17 protein-coding genes are annotated in these 21836 nt (G+C 73.9%); 14 read left to right on the forward strand and 3 right to left on the reverse strand.

Annotation, left to right across the window (positions count from 1 at the left end; translation table 11 throughout):
* Positions 1-35: 35 nt before the first annotated feature.
* From ACFRAR_RS08660 to ACFRAR_RS08680, 5 genes are all read left to right on the forward strand, one after another.
* Positions 36-827: an adenosylcobinamide-GDP ribazoletransferase gene (locus ACFRAR_RS08660; RefSeq protein ID WP_380696264.1), complete on the forward strand. Its 792-nt coding sequence runs from the start codon at positions 36-38 to the stop codon at positions 825-827.
* A gap of 257 nt (positions 828-1084) precedes the next feature.
* Positions 1085-2587, forward strand: a complete 1503-nt coding sequence (locus tag ACFRAR_RS08665) for a leucyl aminopeptidase (RefSeq protein ID WP_380696266.1) — start codon at positions 1085-1087, stop codon at positions 2585-2587.
* A 396-nt stretch (positions 2588-2983) separates the two neighbouring features.
* Positions 2984-4390, forward strand: a complete 1407-nt coding sequence (lpdA, locus tag ACFRAR_RS08670; protein WP_380696268.1) for a dihydrolipoyl dehydrogenase — start codon at positions 2984-2986, stop codon at positions 4388-4390.
* An 81-nt stretch (positions 4391-4471) separates the two neighbouring features.
* Positions 4472-6283: a 2-oxoglutarate dehydrogenase, E2 component, dihydrolipoamide succinyltransferase gene (gene sucB, locus ACFRAR_RS08675; RefSeq protein WP_380696270.1), complete on the forward strand. Its 1812-nt coding sequence runs from the start codon at positions 4472-4474 to the stop codon at positions 6281-6283.
* Positions 6284-6447: 164 nt separating this feature from the next.
* Positions 6448-6963: a DUF4240 domain-containing protein gene (locus ACFRAR_RS08680; protein WP_380696312.1), complete on the forward strand. Its 516-nt coding sequence runs from the start codon at positions 6448-6450 to the stop codon at positions 6961-6963.
* 86 nt (positions 6964-7049) lie between these two features.
* On the opposite strand, the gene ACFRAR_RS08685 is transcribed toward ACFRAR_RS08680, so the two are convergent.
* Positions 7050-8132, reverse strand: a complete 1083-nt coding sequence (locus ACFRAR_RS08685; RefSeq protein WP_380696272.1) for a DUF2510 domain-containing protein — start codon at positions 8130-8132, stop codon at positions 7050-7052.
* Between the two features lie 153 nt (positions 8133-8285).
* A complete protein-coding gene (locus ACFRAR_RS08690) occupies positions 8286-8792 on the reverse strand; it encodes a GNAT family N-acetyltransferase (RefSeq protein WP_380696274.1) in 507 nt (168 codons plus the stop codon).
* Between the two features lie 78 nt (positions 8793-8870).
* Here ACFRAR_RS08690 and ACFRAR_RS08695 point away from each other — a divergent pair, with 78 nt between their 5' ends.
* Positions 8871-9776: a TIGR01777 family oxidoreductase gene (locus ACFRAR_RS08695; RefSeq protein ID WP_380696276.1), complete on the forward strand. Its 906-nt coding sequence runs from the start codon at positions 8871-8873 to the stop codon at positions 9774-9776.
* A 544-nt stretch (positions 9777-10320) separates the two neighbouring features.
* Entirely contained in the window at positions 10321-11652 is a 1332-nt protein-coding gene (locus ACFRAR_RS08700; protein ID WP_380696278.1) for an FAD-dependent oxidoreductase, read from the forward strand.
* 159 nt (positions 11653-11811) lie between these two features.
* Here the strand turns inward: ACFRAR_RS08700 and ACFRAR_RS08705 are convergent, their stop codons facing one another.
* Positions 11812-13665 carry a regulator gene (locus tag ACFRAR_RS08705; protein WP_380696280.1) on the reverse strand — a complete coding sequence of 618 codons (1854 nt, stop codon included), beginning with the start codon at positions 13663-13665 and terminating at the stop codon, positions 11812-11814.
* Positions 13666-14009: 344 nt separating this feature from the next.
* Here ACFRAR_RS08705 and ACFRAR_RS08710 point away from each other — a divergent pair, with 344 nt between their 5' ends.
* From ACFRAR_RS08710 to ACFRAR_RS08740, 7 genes are all read left to right on the forward strand, one after another.
* Positions 14010-14771 carry a 3-hydroxybutyrate dehydrogenase gene (locus ACFRAR_RS08710; RefSeq protein ID WP_380696282.1) on the forward strand — a complete coding sequence of 254 codons (762 nt, stop codon included), beginning with the start codon at positions 14010-14012 and terminating at the stop codon, positions 14769-14771.
* A 147-nt stretch (positions 14772-14918) separates the two neighbouring features.
* The gene (locus ACFRAR_RS08715) at positions 14919-16337 is read left to right on the forward strand and encodes an MFS transporter (RefSeq protein WP_380696284.1); all 1419 of its coding nucleotides are present in this window, start codon (positions 14919-14921) and stop codon (positions 16335-16337) included.
* A gap of 66 nt (positions 16338-16403) precedes the next feature.
* Positions 16404-18341 carry a helix-turn-helix domain-containing protein gene (locus ACFRAR_RS08720; protein WP_380696286.1) on the forward strand — a complete coding sequence of 646 codons (1938 nt, stop codon included), beginning with the start codon at positions 16404-16406 and terminating at the stop codon, positions 18339-18341.
* Positions 18342-18466: 125 nt separating this feature from the next.
* Positions 18467-19237 (forward strand): lipoyl(octanoyl) transferase LipB, encoded by a 771-nt coding sequence (gene lipB, locus ACFRAR_RS08725; RefSeq protein WP_380696314.1) that lies wholly within the window; start codon positions 18467-18469, stop codon positions 19235-19237.
* Between the two features lie 183 nt (positions 19238-19420).
* Positions 19421-20374 carry a lipoyl synthase gene (gene lipA / locus ACFRAR_RS08730; RefSeq protein WP_360349931.1) on the forward strand — a complete coding sequence of 318 codons (954 nt, stop codon included), beginning with the start codon at positions 19421-19423 and terminating at the stop codon, positions 20372-20374.
* Positions 20375-20569: 195 nt separating this feature from the next.
* Positions 20570-20800 (forward strand): hypothetical protein, encoded by a 231-nt coding sequence (locus ACFRAR_RS08735; RefSeq protein WP_380696288.1) that lies wholly within the window; start codon positions 20570-20572, stop codon positions 20798-20800.
* 175 nt (positions 20801-20975) lie between these two features.
* Entirely contained in the window at positions 20976-21665 is a 690-nt protein-coding gene (locus tag ACFRAR_RS08740; protein ID WP_380696290.1) for a DUF4191 domain-containing protein, read from the forward strand.
* Positions 21666-21836: the final 171 nt, after the last annotated feature.

The following is a 21836-nucleotide window of genomic DNA, read 5'->3' on the forward strand; positions in this document are numbered from 1 at the left end:
CGCAGGGGCGTTCTTGCTTTGAGAGGAACGCACCCATGACGGACCCCGACGACCGGGCCGGCTGGGCCGACGGCCTGCGGTTCGGGTTCGGGACGCTGTCCGTCCTGCCGGTACGGGTGGAGCGCTGGGACCGGGCCGCGGCCGCCCGGGCGATGACGGCGGCTCCGCTGGTCGGGCTGGTGCTGGGGGCGCCGGCGGCCGCGGCCGGGGCGCTGGTGGCCTGGCGGGCGGGCGGACCGCTCGGCGCGGTCGCCGCGGTGGCGGTGCTCGCCGCGCTGACCCGGGGCCTGCACCTGGACGGGCTGGCGGACGTCGCCGACGGGCTCGGCAGCGGGAAGCCGGCCGAGGACGCGCTGCGCATCATGAAGCAGTCCGACATCGGTCCGTTCGGCGTACTGACCCTGGTCCTCGTCCTGCTCGCCCAGATCACCGCACTGGCCGGGCAGTTCGGTCACTCTCCGCTACGCGGCGCACTCGCGGTACTCGCCTCGGCGACGGCCGCCCGGTGCGCGCTCACCTGGGGCTGTCTGAGGTCGGTGCCCGCCGCCCGGCCGGGCGGGCTCGGGGCGATGGTGGCGAGCACCGTGCCGGCTGCCGCCGCTGCCGCCGGAACGGCCGTCGCGGCGCTCGTCCTGGCCGCGTGCGGGCTGTTCGACGGATGGTCAGCCCTCCGCCTCCCGCTGGCCGTTGTGGTCGGCGCGGGCTGTTCCCGGCTGCTGCTCGGACGGTGCGTGCGCAGGTTCGGCGGAATCACCGGGGACGTGCTCGGCGCGATGGCCGAGACCTCCGCCACCGCCTCGCTGTTCGCCCTGGCTTTGCTCGGCTGACACCGGGCGGCGCGTGATCCCAGCATGCGGACTACCATGCGTGAAGCACCGCAGCCCTGCACCGTCGCAGGTCCTGCCCGTCCGGCGCGCACCGAGGAGCCGGGGCCTCTGGCGTGCGCGGCCGCTCCGGCGGACGCGCTCGCCAGGGGCCCCGGACCCCGGAGGCCCGCCGACGGACGGCCTGTGACGGCGGGCTGCGCCGGTGCGGCAGTCTCGCCGTGGCCGGCCGTGGACCGCGAAAGAACAGGACGCATTACGTGACTGCATTGTCTGTGAGCACCTCCTCCGCCGCCTCGCTGCGTGCGGACGCCCTGGTGGTCGGTGTCGCCAAGGGCCCGAAGGGCATCGTGCTGGCCCCCGGCGCCGAGGCCGTGAACGAGGCGTTCGAGGGCAAGCTGACCGAGGTCCTCAGCACCCTGGGCGCGACCGGCGCCGAGGGCGAGGCCGTCAAGGTCCCCTCCACCGCCGGCCTGAAGGCCGCACTCGTGCTCGCGGTCGGCCTGGGCGAGGCCGCCGAGGACGGTTACGCGCCGGAGGCGCTGCGCCGCGCCGCCGGTGTCGCCGCCCGCACCCTGGCCGGTGCCAAGAAGGCCGCGCTGGCCCTGCCGGCCGAGTCCGCGGAGGCCGTCGAGGCGGTCGCGCTGGGCGGCCTGCTCGGCTCGTACTCCTTCGGCGCCTACAAGGCCGACGGCAGCGGCAAGGAGCCGGTCGGCGAGCTGGTCGTGCTGACCGTCCGCAAGGGCAACAAGGACGCCAAGGCCGCCGTGGAGCGCGCCACCGCGATCGGCGAGGAGATGAACCGCGCCCGCGACCTGGTCAACACCGCGCCGAACGACCTGAACCCGAAGAGCTTCGCCGCGATCGCCCAGGCGGCCGGCAAGGAGCACGGCCTCAAGGTCGAGGTGCTGGACGAGAAGGCGCTGACCAAGGGCGGCTTCGGCGGCCTGCTGGGCGTCGGCAACGGCTCGGCCAACCCGCCGCGCCTGGTCAAGGTGGCCTACACCCACCCGAAGGCCAAGGCCACCCTGGCGTTCGTCGGCAAGGGCATCACCTACGACTCGGGCGGCATCTCGCTGAAGCCGGCCGGCCACAACGAGACCATGAAGTGCGACATGGCCGGTGCCGCCGCCGTGTTCGCCGCCGTGGTGGCCGCCAAGCGCCTGGGCCTGGTCGTCAACGTGACCGCGTGGCTGGCCCTGGCCGAGAACATGCCGTCCGGCTCCGCCACCCGTCCGGGCGACGTGCTGAAGATGTACGGCGGCAAGACCGTCGAGGTCCTGAACACGGACGCCGAGGGCCGCCTGGTGCTGGCCGACGCGCTCGTGCGGGCCGGCGAGGAGAACCCGGACGTCATCGTCGACGTGGCGACCCTGACCGGCGCCATGGTGCTGGCCCTGGGCAACCGCACCTTCGGCGTGATGGCCAACGACGACGAGCTGCGCGAGGACCTGCACGCGCTGGCCGGCGAGGCGGGCGAGCAGTCCTGGCCGATGCCGCTGCCCGCCGACCTGCGCAAGGGCTTCACCGAGTCGACCATCGCCGACCTGGCCAACATGGGCGAGCGGATGGGCGGCGGCCTGGTGGCCGGCCTGTTCCTGAAGGAGTTCGTGGCCGAGGGCACCAGCTGGGCGCACCTGGACATCGCCGGTCCGGCGTTCCACGAGGGCGCGCCGTACGGCTACACCCCGAAGGGCGGCACCGCGAGCGCGGTGCGCACCCTGGTCCGCTTCGCCGAGCAGAAGGCGAACGGCAAGGCCTGATCCGGCGGGCCCTCGATCGGGGGCCCGCTTCGACGGGGCCCGGCGCGCGTGCGCCGGGCCCCGTCGGCGTTCCGGCCGGGTTACCTGCCGGTAGCCCGGGGCGACCTGACGGACCCCTGTTCGCTGCGGGCGAAACTTTGTTCCACAGAGCGGAAGAAGCCGTGCCGAGTGGCGCGGAAGACGCCCGTCCGGCGGCTGTCAACACCGCGCTGAGCTGGGATGATGCCCTTCCGTCGGGGGTATTCCCGCCCCGGTGACCACTCTGCGGGACACCCCTCGGCCCGACCCGGACATCAGCCACCGTGAACAAGTGCGAAGATGTATTTCCGGCACGACTGGGCGCCTCACAAAGGCTTCCGACCCCACCGGACCGCGACCGGCCCGGCGACCCACCCCATGCATGGAGGACGTGACGTGGCGAACGACGCCAGCACCGTTTTCGACGTAGTCATTCTCGGAGGCGGAAGCGGCGGTTACGCCGCGGCGCTCCGCGCCGCTCAGCTGGGCCTGAGCGTCGCCCTGGTCGAGAAGGGCGAGCTCGGCGGCACCTGCCTGCACCGCGGCTGCATCCCGACCAAGGCGCTCCTGCACGCCGCGGAGATCGCGGACGAGACGAAGGAGGCCGCCGAGTTCGGCGTGCTGGCCACCTTCCAGGGCATCGACATCAACGGCGTCCACAAGTACAAGGACGACGTCATCGCCGGCCTGTACAAGGGCCTCCAGGGCCTGGTGGCCTCCCGCAAGGTCACCTTCATCCAGGGCGCGGGCAAGCTCTCCTCGCAGACCTCGGTGGACGTCAACGGCCAGCGCATCGAGGGCCGCCACATCGTTCTGGCCACCGGTTCCGTGCCGCGCTCGATCCCGGGCCTGGAGATCGACGGCAACCGCGTGATCTCCTCGGACCACGCCCTCAAGCTCGACCGGATCCCGAAGTCGGTCGTCATCCTCGGTGGCGGCGTCATCGGCGTCGAGTTCGCCTCGGTCTGGAAGTCCTTCGGCGTCGACGTCACCATCGTCGAGGGCCTGCCGCACCTCGTGCCGCTGGAGGACGAGAACTCCTCCAAGCTGCTGGAGCGCGCGTTCCGCAAGCGCGGCATCAAGTTCGAGCTGAAGGCCCGCTTCTCGGGCGTGGAGTACACCGAGACCGGTGTCCGCGTCTCCACCGAGAACGGCAAGCAGATCGACGCCGACCTGCTGCTCGTCGCCATCGGCCGCGGCCCGGTCTCGGCCGGCCTCGGCTACGAGGAGAACGGCGTCGCGATGGACCGCGGCTACGTCCTGGTCGACGAGTACATGCGCACCAACGTGCCCACCATCTCCGCCGTCGGCGACCTCGCCCCGACCCTCCAGCTGGCCCACGTCGGCTTCGCCGAGGGCATCCTGGTCGCCGAGCGCCTGGCCGGCCTCAAGCCGGTGCCGATCGACTACGACGGCGTTCCGCGGGTGACGTACTCCAACCCGGAGGTCGCCTCCGTCGGCATCTCCGAGGCCAAGGCCGTCGAGCTGTACGGCAAGGACAAGGTCGTCACCCTGAAGTACAACCTGGCCGGCAACGGCAAGAGCAAGATCCTGAAGACCGCCGGTGAGATCAAGCTCGTCCAGGTCAAGGACGGCGCCGTGGTCGGCGTCCACATGGTCGGCGCCCGCATGGGCGAGCAGGTCGGCGAAGCCCAGCTGATCTACAACTGGGAGGCCCTGCCGGCCGAGGTCGCGCAGCTCATCCACGCGCACCCGACCCAGTCCGAGGCCCTGGGCGAGGCGCACCTGGCGCTGGCCGGCAAGCCGCTGCACGCGCACGACTGATCACGCCCCACCCCCCTTTCCCGGTACTTCCCGTACGCAAGTACCTCCCGTACGCAAGACTTGATAGGAGTCGCTGAAACCATGGCGGTCTCAGTAACACTGCCCGCGCTGGGCGAGAGCGTTTCCGAGGGCACCGTCACCCGCTGGCTGAAGGCCGAGGGTGAGCGTGTCGAGGTCGACGAGCCGCTGCTGGAGGTGTCGACCGACAAGGTCGACACCGAGATCCCGGCCCCGGTCTCCGGCATCCTCTCCTCGATCAAGGTCGCCGAGGACGAGACCGTCGAGGTGGGCGCCGAGCTGGCGGTCATCGACGACGGTTCGGGCGCCCCGGCCGCCGCTCCGGCCCCGGCCGCCGAGGCCGCGCCGGTCGCCGCCCCGGCCCCGGTCGCCGCTCCGGCTCCGGTTGCCGCCCCGGCTGCTCCGGTTGCCGCCCCGGCCCCGGCCGCCGCTCCGGCCGCCGACGCCACCCCGGTCGTGCTGCCCGCGCTGGGCGAGTCGGTCACCGAGGGCACCGTCACCCGCTGGCTGAAGGCCGAGGGCGACACGGTCGAGGTCGACGAGCCGCTGCTCGAGGTCTCCACCGACAAGGTCGACACCGAGATCCCGTCGCCGGTCGCCGGCACCCTGGTGAAGATCCTGGTCGGCGAGGACGAGACCGCCGAGGTCGGCGCCCAGCTCGCGCTGATCGGCGCTGCCGGTGCCGTCGCCGCCGCTCCGGCTCCGGTCGCCGCTCCGGCCCCCGTTGCCACTCCGGCACCCGCCGCTCCGGTCGCCGCCCCGGCCCCCGTTGCTCCGGTCGCCGCCCCGGCCCCCGTTGCTCCGGTCGCCGCCCCGGCCCCCGTTGCTCCGGCTGCCCCGGCTCCGGCCGCTCCGGTCGCCGCTGCTCCGGCTCCGGCCCCGGTCGCCACCCCGGCCCCGGTTGCCGCTCCGGCCCCGGTCGCCGCCCCGGCTGCCCCGGTTGCCGACGCCGGTGACGCCTACGTCACCCCGCTGGTGCGCAAGCTCGCCGCCGAGCACGGCGTCGCGCTGGCCTCCGTCGCCGGCACCGGCGTCGGCGGCCGCATCCGCAAGCAGGACGTCATCGCCGCCGCGGAGGCCGCCAAGGCCGCTCCGGCCCCGGTCGCCGCTGCCGCCCCGGCCGCCGCGCCGAAGGCCGCCGCCGCGCCGTCCGCCCTGCGCGGCCAGACGGTCAAGATGACCCGCATGCGCAAGGTCATCGGCGACAACATGCTGAAGGCGCTGCACGAGCAGGCCCAGCTGACCAGCGTGGTCGAGGTGGACGTCACCAAGATCATGTCGCTGCGCGGCAAGGCCAAGGACGGCTTCCTGGCCCGCGAGGGCGTCAAGCTCTCCCCGATGCCGTTCTTCGTCAAGGCCGCCGCCCAGGCGCTGAAGGTCCACGCGGTCGTCAACGCCCGGATCAACGACGCCGAGGGCACGGTCACCTACTTCGACTCCGAGAACATCGGTATCGCGGTGGACTCCGAGAAGGGTCTGATGACCCCGGTCATCAAGGGTGCGGGCGACCTCAACCTCGCCGGCATCTCGAAGAAGACCGCCGAGCTGGCCGGCAAGGTCCGCACCAACAAGATCACCCCGGACGAGCTGTCCGGTGCGACCTTCACCATCAGCAACACCGGCTCGCGCGGTGCGCTGTTCGACACCGTGATCGTGCCGCCGAACCAGGTCGCCATCCTGGGCATCGGCGCCACCGTCAAGCGCCCCGTGGTCATCGAGTCCGACGGCGGCACCGCCATCGGCATCCGCGACATGGTCTACCTGTCGCTCTCCTACGACCACCGCCTGGTGGACGGCGCCGACGCCGCCCGCTACCTGGTCTCGGTCAAGGAGATCCTGGAGGCCGGCGAGTTCGAGGTCGAGCTCGGCCTCTGACCCGACCCGGTCACTGCGGCACCCCCGCGTACGGAACCCCGCGTCGTCCCCGGACGGCGCGGGGTTCCGCCGTTCCCGGGCCACGGGCGAGCCCGGAAGTGTGAGCGAACCGCCCCGAGTCGTGGCATGCGCTGACGCGGCCGAACGGGGATGCTTGAGCGGTGATGGACGAGACGGACTTCTGGCAGATCATCGACGAAACCCGCGACGCGGCCGACGGGGACCCCGACGAGCAGGCCGACCTCCTGGTCGAGCGGCTCCTCCAACTGACCCCGGACGACGTGATCGACTTCGCCCGGCTGTTCCAGGCGCGGTACCGGCGCGCCTACCGGAACGACCTGTGGGGCGCGGCCTACCTGCTGCTCGACGGCGCGTCCGACGACACCTTCGACTACTTCCGCTCCTGGCTGATCGGCCAGGGCCGGGAGGTCTTCGAGGGCGGCCTGGCCGAGCCGGACGACCTCGCGGACCTGCTGCCCGAGTTCGACGAGGAGGAGGACGGCGAGGCCGAGGACCTCGGCTACGCCGCCGACGAGGCGTACGAGCAGCTGACCGGGCTGCCGCTGCCCGAGGTCGGCGGGCGCCAGGCCGACCGGCCGGGCGGGCCGGCGCTGGACTTCGACGACCCGGACGCCATGGCGAAGCGCTTCCCCAAGCTCTGGGAGCGGTACGGGGACTGAGGAGCCCCGACCACCCGTCCCGACCACCCGCCCCGACCGCCTCCCGGTCGCCTCCTCCCGGTCCGGTGCGCCCTCTCCCGGCCGGGTCAGGTGCTGCTGCCGGAGGAGCTGTCCTGCGTGATGCCGTTGAGGAGCTGGTCCAGCACCGAGAAGTCCGGCGCCGACGGGCTGTCGTCCACGCCGCCCTCCATGACGACGAAGCCGCCGCCCTTCGCCGGGAGGGCGGCGAGCAGGACGTAGCCCTGGGTGCCGTCCGAGGTGCGGACGTGCCAGCGGGTGGCGTAGCCGAGCACTCCGGCCACCTTGACGTAGCCGGAGCCGGCGTCGGTGTGGGAGCTGATCCCGGAGAAGATCCCCACGGCGTAGGCGGGCATCGCGGCCTCGGCGGCCGCCCGGGAGGAGGTGCCCTGGACGGTGTCCTTCTCGATCGAGAACTGGCCGCGGATGCAGGTGCCCCCGGTCGGGCAGGTGTAGCGGCCGGTACCGAGGTAGAGCGTCGAGTGCTGGAGCTCGGTCGACGTCTCCCAGCCCTCGAAGACGGGCACGATGATCGCGTGCTGGGGGTCGGGGACGGTGGTCTTGACCACCGGTGCCGGCTTGGGCACCGTGGGACTGGGCCTGGGCACGGTCGGGCTGGGGCTGGGCGTGGGGCTGCTGCTCTGGGTCACGGTGACGGTGGGGCCCGGGGCCGGGTCCGCCCGCCGGTCGCCGCCGCTGTTGAGGACGATCCCGGCGGCGATCCCGCCCACGGCCAGTACGGCGACCGCGATGCCGACGATCATCCCGGTCCCGGTCCTGCGCTTTGCCGGGGGCGGGTAGTAGCCGGCGGGGCCGTAGCCGGTGGGCCCGTAGCCCGGGTTCTGCGGCGGGTAGCCGCCCTGGGCCGGGTAGTCGCTCTGGCCCTGGTAGCCGCCTTGGGGCTGGTAGCCGTCCTGGCCGGGGTAACCGTACGTCGGGGCGGGCGAGCCGCCGGGGTAGCCGTAGCCGGGCCGCTGGTCGGACGGCTGCTGCCAGGTCTGGGTGGCGGCGTCCGCGAGCCCTCCCGCGACGCCGCCCCGGAGTGGCCTGACCTCGTCGGTCCAGGCGCCGCCGTCCCACCAGCGCTCGTGACCGGGGGTGCCGTCCGCACCCGGGACCGGGTACCACCCGGGAGGCGTCGAGTTGCTCACGGCCGTACGGTACCCGGCGCGGCGGCGGTCCGGACAGGCCCGGACCGTCACGACTCCGCACCACCACGGAACGGCCAACCACCCCTTGCCGCAGGCCTGTTCGGGATCGGGCACGTCCGTTCGGGCGGTCGGCGAGCGGGCGGGCTCCGGCGGTCAGTCGGCCAGGCCGCGGGCCATCCAGATGTCGTCCACGTACCGGCCGTCGATCAGGAACTCCTCGGTCAGCGAGCCCTCGACGACGAAGCCGCAGCTCTCGTAGAGGCGGCGGGCCGGGGCGTTCCAGCCGAGCACCCGCAGGCCCATCTTGCGGGCACCCTCGGCCCGGGCCGCCGCGCAGGCCGCCTCGACCAGGCGGCGGCCGATGCCCCGGCCGCGGAGGGTGTCGTCGACGGCCAGGCCCTGGATCTGCCGCACGTGCCGGTTGCTCGCCAGCGGGGTGGCCGGGACCTGGCGGACGTAGCCGACGATCCGGCCGTCCAGCACGGCCAGCAGGTACTGCTCGGGGGTGTGCCGCTCGTCGAAGACCGGGTCCTCGACCGGCGGTCGCGGGGAGACGTCGGCCAGGAGGGACCAGGTCGCGTGGTTGAGGACGGCGAGTCCGCGCTCGTCCTCGCTCCGCGCCGTACGGATGATCAGATCGTCGTCAGGCATGCGCGCCATGGTAACGAGGCGCCCGGCGAGGCGGCACGCGCCCCTGACGGGCCGTCGAGGACGCGTGGGAGCTGCGAGGATGGGGCCATGCGCATCGCTGTCACGGGCTCCACGGGTTTGATCGGTTCGGCACTCGTCCGCTCCCTGCTGGCGGACGGCCATGAGGTGGTCCGGCTGGTCCGGCACCGTTCGAAGACCGGCCCACGGCCGGACGGCAGTACGGCGATCGGCTGGAACCCGCTGCTCGGCGAGGTCGAACGGGACGGGCTGACCGGCGTCCAGGCCGTGGTGCACCTGGCCGGCGCCGGAGTCGGCGACCACCGCTGGACGGACTCCTACAAGCGGGAGATCCGGGAGAGCCGGGTGTACGGCACCGAGACGCTGGCCGTCGCGCTGGCCGAGCTCAAGGAGCCGCCGCAGGTGCTCGTGAGCGCCTCCGCGGTCGGCTGGTACGGGCAGACCGGCGACCGGGTGATCGACGAGGACTCCCCCGCCGGCGACGACTTCCTCGCCGAGGTCTGCCGGGAGTGGGAGGACGCCGCCCGACCCGCCGAGCGGGCCGGCATCCGGGTCGTCCACCCGCGCACCGGGATGGTGCTGTCCGCCTCCGGCGGCGCGGGTGCGCGGCTGTTCCCGCTCTTCAAGCTGGGCCTCGGCGGGCGGCTCGGCAACGGGCGGCAGTACTGGAGCTTCATCTCGCTGCACGACCAGGTGGCCGCGCTGCGGTTCCTGATCGACCACGACGACCTCTCCGGCGCCTTCAACCTCACCGCACCGAACCCGGCAACCAACGCCGAGCTGACCACCGCGCTCGGGCGGGCGCTGCGGCGGCCGACGCCGTTCCCGGTGCCGGAGGCGGTGCTCAAGGCGGTGCTCGGCGAGCTGGCGGTCGAGGTGGTCGGCAGCCACCGGGTGGTGCCGCGACGACTGCTGGACGCGGGTTTCCGCTTCACCCATCCGGACGTGTACTCGGCGGTGCTCGCGGCGATGTGACGGGCCCCGTGCGGGGCGCTGTGGCGCCGTGCCGCCGTGGCGGGCATGCACAACAAGGGCGGGCGTGCAGGGCGGGCGTGCAGGGCGGCGCGGGGACCGGTGCGCGAGCGGGCGCGGGTCGCCGTCCGTGAGCGCGTGTGGGCCGGTGCGGGCGTGCGGCCGGCGGCGCGCGCTGGGTGGGCGGGCACCCGGGCTGGGCGCCCGCAGCCGTGCGTACTCCGACTACGGCATCCACCCTGGCCAGGGGCATATGCCGGGCGGGGTCGGAGGGGGCCCGGGGAGGGGGCGCATGGGAGCACACGGCGGGCGCGTCGCACGCCCCCGGTGACCGTACGCGCCCGCCGACCCCCGAACCCGGCCGCCACGGCGCACTGTCCGTGACCACGCCCCGCCCGGTGCCGCCCAGCCTCCGCCGGCCCCCGGATCCGGCCCGATGCGCTTGTCTGATGCTCACACTGACTGGGCATCACCCTCCACGGACCGTGTCCCGGCACCCCGCTGCCTGCGTCGGCCGGAGCCCCGGGACCAGGGAGGGAGCACCCCAGTGCCCACGTACGACTTCACCCGCCGCGCCCGCCGGCCGTCCGACCCGGACGTCGTCGTGGTCGGCGCCGGGCTCGCGGGCCTCGCCGCCGCCCGCGCGCTCACCGGCCACGGCCTCACCGTTCAGCTCCTGGAGACCACCGACCGGATCGGCGGCCGGATGGCCACCCGCGAGCAGGACGGATTCCGGCTCGACGACAGCAGTCACCTGTTGAACACCGCCTTCCCCGAACTCCGCCGCACGCTCGACCTCGACCGCCTCGACCTGCGTCCGCTCGCACCCGGTGTCCTGATGCACAGCGCCGGCCGGCGGTACCGCACCGGAGACCCGCACCTCGCCGTCGCCCGGCAGGCCGCCACCCGGGCCCCGCTCGGCAGCCCGCTGGACAAGGCCCGCCTGGGAGGCTGGCTCGGCCGGCTCGCCGGCACCGCGGTCGGCCGGCTCCAGGCCCGGCCGGAGACCACCGCCGCCCGTGCCCTGGGCGGTCACGGCCTCGCCCCGCGCGCCGTGGACGGCTTCCTGCGACCGCTGCTCAGCGCCCTGCTCTCCGATCCGGCGCTCGGCACCAGCAGCCGGGTCGCCGACCTGGTGCTGCGCTCGTACGCGCGCGGGCGGCTCTGTCTGCCCGCCGGCGGAATCGCGACGGTCCCGGCCCAGCTGGCCGCCGCCCTGCCCGCCGGCACCGTCCGCACCGGGGTGCGGGTCACCTCCATCGCCGCGGACGGCGTGGAGACCGTCGCACACGGCAGGATCGGCGCCCAGGCCGTCGTCGTCGCCACCGACGCCCGCGCCGCCGCCGAGCTGCTGCCCGGGCTGCGGCTGCCGGACTTCCACCCCGTCACGACCTTCTTCCACGCGGCCGACCGCACCCCGCTGGGCGAGGCCGTCCTGCTGCTCGACGGCGACCGGCCGAACGGCCACCCGCCGCTGGTCTCGCACTCCCTGGTGCTCAGCGAACTGCACCCGTCCTACGCCCCGGCCGGCCAGTCGCTGATCGCCACCACCGTGCTCGGCCGGCGCGCCTTCGACCTGGGCGGCCCCGCCGGGCTGGAGCCGACCGTCCGGGCCCGGCTGACCGAGCTGTACGGCACCTCCACGACGGGCTGGCAGTTCCTCGGCGTGCGGCACGTCCCGGACGCGCTGCCCGCGATGCCGCCGCCGCACAACCCCCGCCGCCCGGTGCGGCTGCTGGCCGGGCTGTACGTCGCCGGGGACCACCGGGACACCAGCACCGTGCAGGGCGCGCTGGTCTCCGGGCGGCGGGCGGCCCAGGCGGTGCTGCGCGACCTCGGCGTACCGGCCGACACCCGGGAGGCCGAGGCGGCCGCCTGACGGCCGACCGCCGGGCGCTCAGGGACGCCCGGTACCGCGTCGGTCCGCCGGGGTGACGGACCGACGGAATACCGGCACCCCGAGACGCTCGAATCCGGTCCCGCCGGACCCGCCCCGGTGACCCGGGTGTGTGGGGGCGCCCCCACGCACCCGGGTCCCTCAGATCACCCCCGCCTGTCGGGCCGACTCCTCGAAGGCCCGGGCCACCGGGCTGCCCCGGTACGGGGTGAGGCGGCGGTGGAAGTCCCGGACGTACTCCAGCGAGCGGGCCGAGCGCATCTCCCCCGCCGCCCGCAGCGCGTCGGTGGCCATGGTGCAGGCCTCGTCGAGGTCCCCCATGCCGAGCCGGGCGGTCGCCAGCACCAGCCGGCAGAAGATCCGGCTGCGCGCGTAGGCGGGCGAGCGCAGCCGCAGCGACTTCTCGGCGTGCTGCGCCGCCGTCCGCCACTGCTGGAGGTCGCGGTAGCAGTGGGCGAACTCGTCGGAGAGCTGGGCCTCGTCGAAGTACCGCGCCCACGAGGGCAGTTCGTCGCCCGCCCGGGCCGCGGCCAGGGAGCGTTCGGCGCGCACCAGGGCCGTGGTGCAGGAGCGGACGTCGCCCAGCAGACCGTGCCCGCGCGCCTCGGCGGCGTGCATCAGCGACTGGACGACCGGTGGCACGGCGGTGCCCACGCCCTGCTGGGCGACCCGGGCGAGCTGGACCGCCTCCCGGCCGTGGCCCAGGTGGACGGCCTGCTGGCTCATCGTCACCAGCACGTAGCCGCCGAGCGCGCGGTCCCCGGCGGCCTGGGAGAGCCGCAGCGCCTGGACGAAGTAGCGCTGGGCCAGGCCGTGCGCGGCGATGTCGAAGGACGTCCAGCCGGCCAGCCTGGTGAGGTCGGCGACCGCGCCGAACAGGGCCCGGCCGATCTGTTCGCCGTAGCGGCCGCGCAGCATCGGCTCGGCCTCGCTCTCCAGGTAGCGCACCAGCGCCTGGCGGGCGTGGCCGCCGCCGTAGGCGTGGTCGAGCGCCCGGAAGAGGTCCCCGACGGCTCGGATGGCGGCGATGTCGCCGCGGCCGACCCGCAGGGCGGGACGGGACTCCCGGGCCGGATCGGTGTACGGCGGCTCGACCGCGAGCGGCGGCCGGCGGCTCTGGATGGGCACCCGGCCGATGGTGGGGGCGGTGCCGGTGGTGCCGGCCGTGCTGCGGGCGACGGGGGCGCCCGGGCCGCGCACCGGGCTCACCCCGGACGCGCCGGGCGCACCCGGCGTCGGGGCGCCGGTGATGGCCGCGGAGGTGGCGCTACCGGACGGCGGACCGGTGCCGGCGTCCGGCCGGACCAGGGTGGAGCCGTCCCGGGCGACCCGCTCGTCGGTGCGGCCGATCAGCCAGTCCCGGCTGGGGACGACCAGGCCCGCCGGGGTGAAGGCGATCCGGCGCAGCTCGGACTGCGGCCCGTTGTCCTTGCGCCACATGCTCGCCACGATGTCCACCGCCTCCTGCGGCGTCTCGGCGAACTCCAGGCCGGCGTAGACCGGGGCGCAGGCGTCCAGGCCGAGGTCCTGGGCGGTGAGGCGGCGGCCGAGCCGACGGGTGAAGACCTCGGCGATCAGCGCCGGGGTGGCCCCGCGCGGCTGCTGGCCGCGCAGCCAGCGGGTGACCGAGGTCTTGTCGTAGCGCAGGTCGAGGCCGTGCTCCAGGCCGAGCTGGTCGACCCGGCGGGCGAGGCCGGCGTGCGAGAAGCCCGCCTCCTCGATCAGCGCCGCGAGCTGGCCGTTCTGCGGGGCCGGGCCGGAGTGGCCGGCGCCGCGGGCCGGGACCGGCGCGGGCGCGACGGGGGCCTCGTGCCGGTCGGGTGTGGCCTGCACCGGCAGCCGCAGGTCGTCGGCGGCCGGGGCATCGGCGGTCAGCGTGTCGGCGGTCAGGGCGTCGGGGGCGTCCGGAAGGGTCCGGCCGACCGGCCCTCGGTGCTGGCCGAGCGGGTCGAGCGGTCCGTACGCCGGGCTGTCGGTTGCAGGCCGTTGGGGCATGTCTGTCAACACCTCTCGGACGTCGCACCCGGCCTCACCAGCACTTCGGCGGCCCGGGGCGGCGCCCCCTGTCGGGAATCGGCGTGAATGTAGCGAGCATTCGGGCGCTATGGGTGGATCTGACCGAGCAATCCACCGAACGGGTGAAGCAACCGCGCCCATTGTGGGGAAGCGGAGTCACCTCGGGTTTGGCTGTCCGCCGCCGAACCGTCGGCGGTTCCGAGGGTCGATCCACCGTTCGGACCGCACGTCACCGTCATGGCGGAGAACACCACAGCTCAGCGGGATGCTGTGGCGGCCCGCCACATGGGAGTGGGGCCGCCGGATTCCTACCGTTCTCGGCCATGGACACCTCTACTGCCCGCCCGCTCGCCGGCCGCACGGCCATGGTCACCGGGGCCGCCTCCGGCATCGGCCGGGCCTGCGCCGAGGCCCTCGCCGGGGCCGGCGCCCGGGTCTACGTCGTGGACCTCGCGGCCGGCCCGGCCGAGGAGCTCGCCGAGCGGATCGGCGGCCGCGCGATCGTCGCCGATCTCGGTGACCCCGCGGCCGTGGACGCCCTCCCGGACGACGCCGACATCGTCGTCAACAACGCCGGCCTCCAGCACGTCGCGCCCGTGCACGAGTTCCCGCCGGACCGCTTCGCGCTGATCCAGCGGGTCATGGTCGAGGCCCCGTTCCGGATCCTGCGCCGCACCCTGCCGCACATGTACGAGCGGGAATGGGGCCGGGTCGTCAACATCTCCTCCGTCCACGGCCTGCGCGCCAGCGCCTTCAAGTCCGCCTACGTCACCGCGAAGCACGCCCTGGAGGGCCTGAGCAAGACCGTCGCCCTGGAGGGCGCGCCGCACGGCGTCACCAGCAACTGCATCAACCCGGGCTACGTCCGGACCCCCCTGGTGGAGAAGCAGATCGCCGCCCAGGCGCTCGCCCACGGCATCCCCGAGGAGGAGGTGGTCGAGCGGATCATGCTCGACCGCACCGCCGTGAAGCGCCTCATCGAACCCGAGGAGGTGGCCCAGCTCGCCGTCTGGCTCTGTTCCCCCGGCGCCTCCTACATCACCGGCTCCAGCCTCCCGGTCGACGGCGGCTGGACGGCGCACTGAGCCGGGGACACTCCGTGGACGGAGCGGAGCCCCCATAGGGCAGTCCGCCATATTCGACCCCTGGGCTATGTGTGCCAGTCACATAGTCCCGGGGTCAAGCGCTTCCTACCTTGTGGCGACACCGTCCCCCACCCGGAAGTGGTGACCATGAACGGCTCAGACGCTCCGAAAACCACCGGAGGCTCACTGCCACGCATCGTGGCCGCGAGCCTCATCGGAACAACCGTGGAATGGTACGACTACTTCTTGTACGGAACAGCGGCCGCACTGGTGTTCGGGAAGCTCTTCTTCCCGCACAGCGACCCGCTGACCGGGACGCTGCTGTCCTTCCTGACCTACGCGATCGGCTTCGCGGCGCGGCCGCTCGGGGCGCTGGTGTTCGGCCACTTCGGGGACCGGATCGGGCGCAAGCGCCTGCTGGTGGTGAGCCTGCTTCTGATGGGCGGGGCGACCACGGCGATCGGGCTGCTGCCGACGTACGACTCGATCGGCGTCGCGGCGCCGGTGCTCCTGACGGTGCTGCGGCTGGTGCAGGGCTTCGCCCTCGGCGGCGAGTGGGGCGGCGCCGTGCTGCTGGTGTCGGAGCACGGGGACCAGCGGCGGCGCGGGTTCTGGGCGTCCTGGCCGCAGGGCGGGGCGCCGGCCGGGAACCTGCTGGCGGCCGGGGTGCTGTCGCTGATGACGGCGGTTCAGTCGGACGCCGACTTCCTGGCCTGGGGCTGGCGGGTGCCGTTCCTGCTGTCGGCGGTCCTGGTCGGGGTCGGCCTGTGGATCCGGCTCGCGGTGGACGAGTCGCCGCTGTTCAAGCAGGCACTGGCCGCGCAGAAGAAGCGGCAGGCGGAGCGGAAGACCGCCGAACGGCCGCCGCTGGTCGAGGTGTTGCGCAACCACTGGCGGGAGGTGCTGATCGCCATGGGCGCGCGGATGGCGGAGAACATCTCCTACTACGTGATGACGACCTTCGTGCTCACCTATGCCGTGACCCACGCGCACTTCTCCAAGCAGACCGCGCTGAACGCCGTCCTGATCGCCTCCGCGATCCAGTTCGCGCTGATCCCGCTGTTCGGCGCGCTGTCCGACCGGGTCGGGCGCAGGCCGGTGTACCTGGTGGGCGCGGTCGGGGTGGGCGCCTGGGCCTTCGTCTTCTTCGGCCTGGTGGACACCCGGTCCTTCGGCTCACTGGTCGCCGCCGTGACCGTCGGCCTGGTCTTCCACAGCGCGATGTACGCCCCCCAAGCCGCCTTCTTCTCCGAGCTGTTCGCGACCCGGATGCGCTACTCGGGCGCCTCGATCGGGGCCCAGTTCTCCTCGGTGGCGGCCGGCGCCCCCGCGCCGCTCATCGCCACCGCGCTGCTCAAGGACTACGGCAGCGCCACCCCCATCGCGGTGTACGTCGCCATCGCGGCGGCGATCACCGTACTGGCGGTGCTCTGCGGCCGGGAGACCAGGGGTCAGGACCTCACGGCGGTCGAGGAGGGGGACGGCCCGCCGGCCACGGAGACCGCGGAGGCCCTGGAGGCCTCGGCCCCGGACGCGGCCCCGGTCGGCAGGCCCACCGTCGCCTGAGGCCGAGCCGATACGATCGCGCTTTCTCGGAACCGACGGAACCGACGCCGATTGGCAGCACGCACCATGAACCACCCTCACGAAAGCGCCGCGCCCGCGCTGCGGCGGCTGCTCGACCTGCTCGCCTCCGGCGCCGCCACCGAGGACTTCGCCGACGTGCTGGCCGACGCCCGCCGCCGCGGCGCGCCGGCCGCCGTCCTCGCCGAGATCGACGACGCCACCTGGCAGGCCCTGCGGGTCCACCGCACCCTGCGTCAACACCGGCGCCGCGAAGCCGAGTTGACCGCACTGTTCGACACCGCCGGAGACCTCGCCGCCTCCCGGGACCTGGACAGCGTGCTCCAGGCGATCGTCCGCCGGGCCCGAATGCTGCTCGGCACCGACATCGCGTACCTGACCCTGCCGGACGAGGCCGCGGGCGACACCTACATGCGGGTCACCGACGGCTCGGTCTCCGCACTGTTCCAGACCCTGCGGCTCAGCCTCGGCCACGGCCTGGGCGGGCTGGTCGCGCAGACCGCCCGCCCGTACGCCACCCCCGACTACCGCACCGACGAACGCTTCCACCACACCGGCACGATCGACGCGGGCGTGCTGGACGAGGGCCTGGTGGCGATCATCGGGGTGCCGCTGCTGATCGGCGGGCAGGTCATCGGCGTCCTGTTCGCCGCCGACCGCACTCCGCGCGCCTTCTCCCCCGACGAGGTCGCGCTGCTCTGCTCGCTGGCCGCCCACGCCGCGATCGCCCTGGACACCGCCAAGTCGCTGGCCGACACCCGGGCCGCGCTCGCCGAGCTGAACGCCGCCAACGAACTGGTCCGGGCCCACTCCGCCGCCGTCCAGCGCGCCGAGCAGGCCCACGACCGGCTCACCGACCTGGTGCTGCGCGGCGCCGAGGTGCCGGACGTCGCCGCCGCCGTCGCGGTCCTGCTGGGCGGCGAGATAGCGGTCCTGGACGCCGAGGGCGAGCCGCTGGCCGGACGCTCCGCACCCGCCGCCGAGCTGGCCGAGGCGGTCACCGCCTCGCGCGCCGAGGGCCGGTCCGTACGGCACGGCGAGCTGTGGGTCTGCGCGGTGCTGGCCGGGCACGACGCGCTCGGCACCATGGTGCTGCGCGGCCGGCCCGACCTCGACGACGCCGACCGGCGGCTGTTCGAGCGGGCCAGTGTGGTCACCGCACTGCTCCTGCTGCTGCGCCGCTCGGTCGCCGAGACCGAGAACCGGGTGCGCGGCGAACTGCTCACCGACCTGCTGACCGCGCCCGAGCGCGACCCGGCCGGGCTCACCGCGCGCGGCCGCCGGCTCGGCGTCGACCTCGCCCGGCCGCACCTGGTGCTGGTCGCGGAGCCGGCCGACGGGAAGGACGACGACCGGGGACGGCTGGCGGGCGCGGCCCGGCGCTACCTGTTCGGCTCCCGCGGCGTCAGCGCCGAGCACGCCGACACGGTGGTGCTGCTGACGCCCGTCGACACCGGCGGCGCCGAGGGCACCGACGGCCCGGAGGCGACCGCCCGGCAGGCCGCCGAGCGGCTGGCCCGGCTGGCCGGGTTCCCGGTCACCGTCGGGGCCGGCCGGCCGGCCGCCGGGCCGTCCGCACTGGCCGCCTCCTACGCCGAGGGCCTGCGCTGCGTCCGGGCGCTGCGAGTGCTCGGCCGCGCCGGGGAGGGCGCCTCGGCCCGCGCGCTCGGCTTCCTCGGCGTGCTGCTCGGCGACGGTCACGACGTGGACGGCTTCGTCGGCGCCACGCTCGGCCCGCTGCTGGCGTACGACGCCCGGCGCGGCACCGAGCTGGTCCGCACCCTGCGCGCCTACTTCGACTGCGGCGGCAGCCTGACCCGGGCCAAGGACGAGCTGCACGTCCACGTGAACACCGTGGTCCAGCGGCTGGACCGGGTCGAGGCCCTGCTCGGGCGGGACTGGAACCACCCGGAGCGCTCGCTGGAGCTCCAGCTCGCGCTGCGGCTCCAGCTGCTCGCCGGGGACCAGGCGGGTTCGGGCGGCTGACGGGCACGGGCCGGGTGGGCACGGGCCGGGTGGGCCCGGTCCGGGCTGGGCGTACAGTGGCGAGGTTGGTCTCGAACGCCTGGCAAGGAGCGGCAGCGGTGAGCGAGAACGTGCGTTTCGTGCACATGGGCATAGGTGAGCGGACCGTGCCCTACCAGGAGGCCTGGGCGGAGCAGCAGCGGCTGCACGCCCTGCGGGTCGCGGACGAGATCCCGGACACCGTCCTGCTCCTGGAGCACCAGTCGGTGTACACCATGGGCAAGCGCACCAACCCGGCCGACCTGCCGCTGGACGGCACCCCGGTGGTCGAGGTCAACCGGGGCGGGGAGATCACCTGGCACGGCCCCGGCCAGCTGGTCGGCTACCCGATCGTCAAGCTGCCCGACCCGATCGACGTCATCGCCTACGTCCGCCGGCTGGAGGAGGCGCTGATCCGTGCCGCCGGCGAGTTCGGCGTCGGGACCACCCGGGTCGAGGGCCGCAGCGGGGTCTGGGTGCTGGGCCAGTCCCTGCCGGACGCCGTGGTGGACCCGGCGCAGGTGGTGGACATCGGCAAGCTGACCCTGCGGATGGGCCTGCCGCTGGGCATCGACCCGCGACTGGCCGGCCCCGAGTACGCGCCCTCCAACGCCGGCCAGCGCGGCGACGACCGCAAGCTCGCCGCGATCGGCGTGCGGGTCGCCCGCGGGGTGACCATGCACGGCTTCGCGCTCAACTGCGACCCGGACATGACCTGGTTCGACAAGATCGTGCCGTGCGGCATCCGGGACGCGGGCGTCGCCTCGCTCACCGGAGAGCTGAAGCGCGAGCTGTCCGCCGCCGAGGCGGCACCGGTGGTCGAACGGCACCTGGCGGAGCTCTTCGCCGAGCTGCCGGAACCGGCGCTCAGCCGCTGACCACCCCTTCGGCGGCCGTCGGACGTCCCGCCCGGAAGGTCCCCTCCGGAACGTCCCGGCGGCCACGGGAATCTACTGGCCGGTAGCCGCGTTGCCCTGCGATTGCTGGGCAGCAGGCCCGGCGAAGGCCGTACAACCACGGGCGTACCCTGGGGGTACCCCGTCTAGTTCTAGGAGTCGCACGTGTCCGCTGTCGCGCCCGACGGCAGGAAGCTTCTCCGCCTGGAGGTCCGCAACAGCGAGACCCCCATCGAGCGGAAGCCCGAGTGGATCAAGACCCGCGCGAAGATGGGCCCGGAGTACAACGCCCTCCAGTCGCTGGTGAAGAAGGAGGGGCTGCACACGGTCTGCCAGGAGGCCGGCTGCCCCAACATCTTCGAGTGCTGGGAGGACCGCGAGGCGACCTTCCTCATCGGCGGCGACCAGTGCACCCGCCGCTGTGACTTCTGCCAGATCGACACCGGCAAGCCCGCCGAGTTCGACCGCGACGAGCCGCGCCGGGTCGCCGAGTCCATCGTCACCATGGACCTCAACTACGCCACCATCACCGGCGTCGCCCGCGACGACCTGGAGGACGGCGGCGCCTGGCTGTACGCGGAGACCGTGCGCCAGGTGCACGCGATGACCGCCGGCCGCGAGGCCGGCCGCACCGGCGTCGAGCTGCTCATCCCCGACTTCAACGCGGTCCCCGAGCAGCTGGCCGAGGTCTTCTCCTCCCGTCCCGAGGTGCTCGCGCACAACGTCGAGACGGTCCCCCGGATCTTCAAGCGGATCCGCCCCGCGTTCCGCTACGAGCGCTCGCTGGACGTCATCACCCAGGCCCGCGCGGCCGGACTGGTGACCAAGTCCAACCTGATCCTGGGCATGGGCGAGACCCGCGAGGAGGTCAGCCAGGCGCTGGCCGACCTGGTCGGCGCCGGCTGCGAGCTGATCACCATCACCCAGTACCTGCGCCCCTCGCTGCGCCACCACCCGGTCGAGCGCTGGGTGAAGCCGCAGGAGTTCGTCGAGCTCCAGGAGGAGGCCGAGGAGCTGGGCTTCGCCGGCGTCATGTCGGGCCCGCTGGTGCGCTCCTCGTACCGGGCCGGCCGGCTGTACCGGCAGGCGCTGGAGCGGCGCGAGCAGGCCGCGGTCTGACGGTCTCCCGACCGGGGTTCGATCCGTTCGAGCCATTCCAGCCGTTCGAAGGGCGGAGCCACGGCTCCGCCCTTTCGGTTTTCACCCCGCTTTGACTGCCTGGTCACGGACTGGTAACACGGGGTGGGGACACTGGCCCCCTGATGGGCGTTCGATTCTTCTCGGCCATTCCAGCCAGGAGAGGAGCTGTTCGGCATGCGGATGCGGATCCGATCGGTGGGGGTGGCGCTGCGGTTCGCCGAGAGCGTCCTGTCGGCCCCCGGGCAGCGGCACGCGCGCCGCAATGCCTGGGCGGCGGTCTGCGAGAACCGCGAGTACGCGGCGGACCGCGAGCACGACGACGCGGTGGCGGGCGCGGGAGCCGGGGCGGGAACGCCGGAGGCCGGGACTCGGGGGGCGCTGGGAGCGCGGCCGGTCCGGCGCTGAGGCGGTCCGGCGCTGAGGCGGTCCGACGTCGAGGCGGTCCGACGTCGCTCAGCGCTACGACTGTCGCGCCCCGGCGTCGCTGTGCGCGACGATGTACGGGCTCCCGCGTCACGGTTGGAGCGAACGGGTACCCGGGCTTGGATATCCCGTACCCGTGCCAAGTACCATGACCGTTATGGCGAGGGAAACATCCGAGAACACCGGGCGACTGAAGCAGATCCGTCTGGCGTACACCATGACCAAGAAGGTCGACACCAAGATCGGCCTGATCATCGCCGGCATCGGCCTGCTGACCTTCGGCGTGTTCCTCGCCATCGGCTTCGCGATCGAGCACCCCGTCTACCTGGGCATCCTGGGCTTCATCGTGGCCGTGCTGGCCATGGCGATCGTCTTCGGGCGCCGGGCCGAGCGTGCCGCGTTCGGGCAGATGGAGGGGCAGCCGGGCGCCGTCGCGGCGGTGCTGGACAACATCCGGCGCGGCTGGAGCTCCAACACCACCCCGGTCGCGGTCACCCGCAGCCAGGACGCGGTCTACCGCGCCGTGGGCCGGGCCGGCATCGCGCTGATCGGCGAGGGCAACCCGAACCGGGTCCGCCAGCTGCTGGCCTCCGAGAAGAAGAAGATGGCCCGCGTGGTCGGCGACGTGCCGGTGCACGACATCGTGGTGGGCAACGGCGAGGGCGAGATCCCGCTGAAGAAGCTCCAGATCCACCTGATGCGCCTGCCCCGCGCCATCACCGCCGCCCAGGTCACCGAGACCAACGACCGCCTGCGCGCGCTGGGCGACCTGCTCTCCAAGGCGCCGATCCCCAAGGGCCCGATGCCCAAGGGTGCCCGGATGCCCAAGGGCGGCCAGGCCCGCTAGCCCTCCCCTCCCCTGACGACACGAGAACGGCCCCGCCGCGGAAGCTCCGCGGCGGGGCCGTTCGGTGTCGTCGTGCGCCGTGCCGTTCCCGGACCGGGCCGGATGCCCTCCCGGACCGGGATCGGACTCCCTTCCCGAACCGGGTCAGGCTCCCTTCCTTCCCGAACCGGG

The organism is Kitasatospora sp. NPDC056651, from assembly GCF_042792155.1.
GTDB lineage: Bacteria > Actinomycetota > Actinomycetes > Streptomycetales > Streptomycetaceae > Kitasatospora.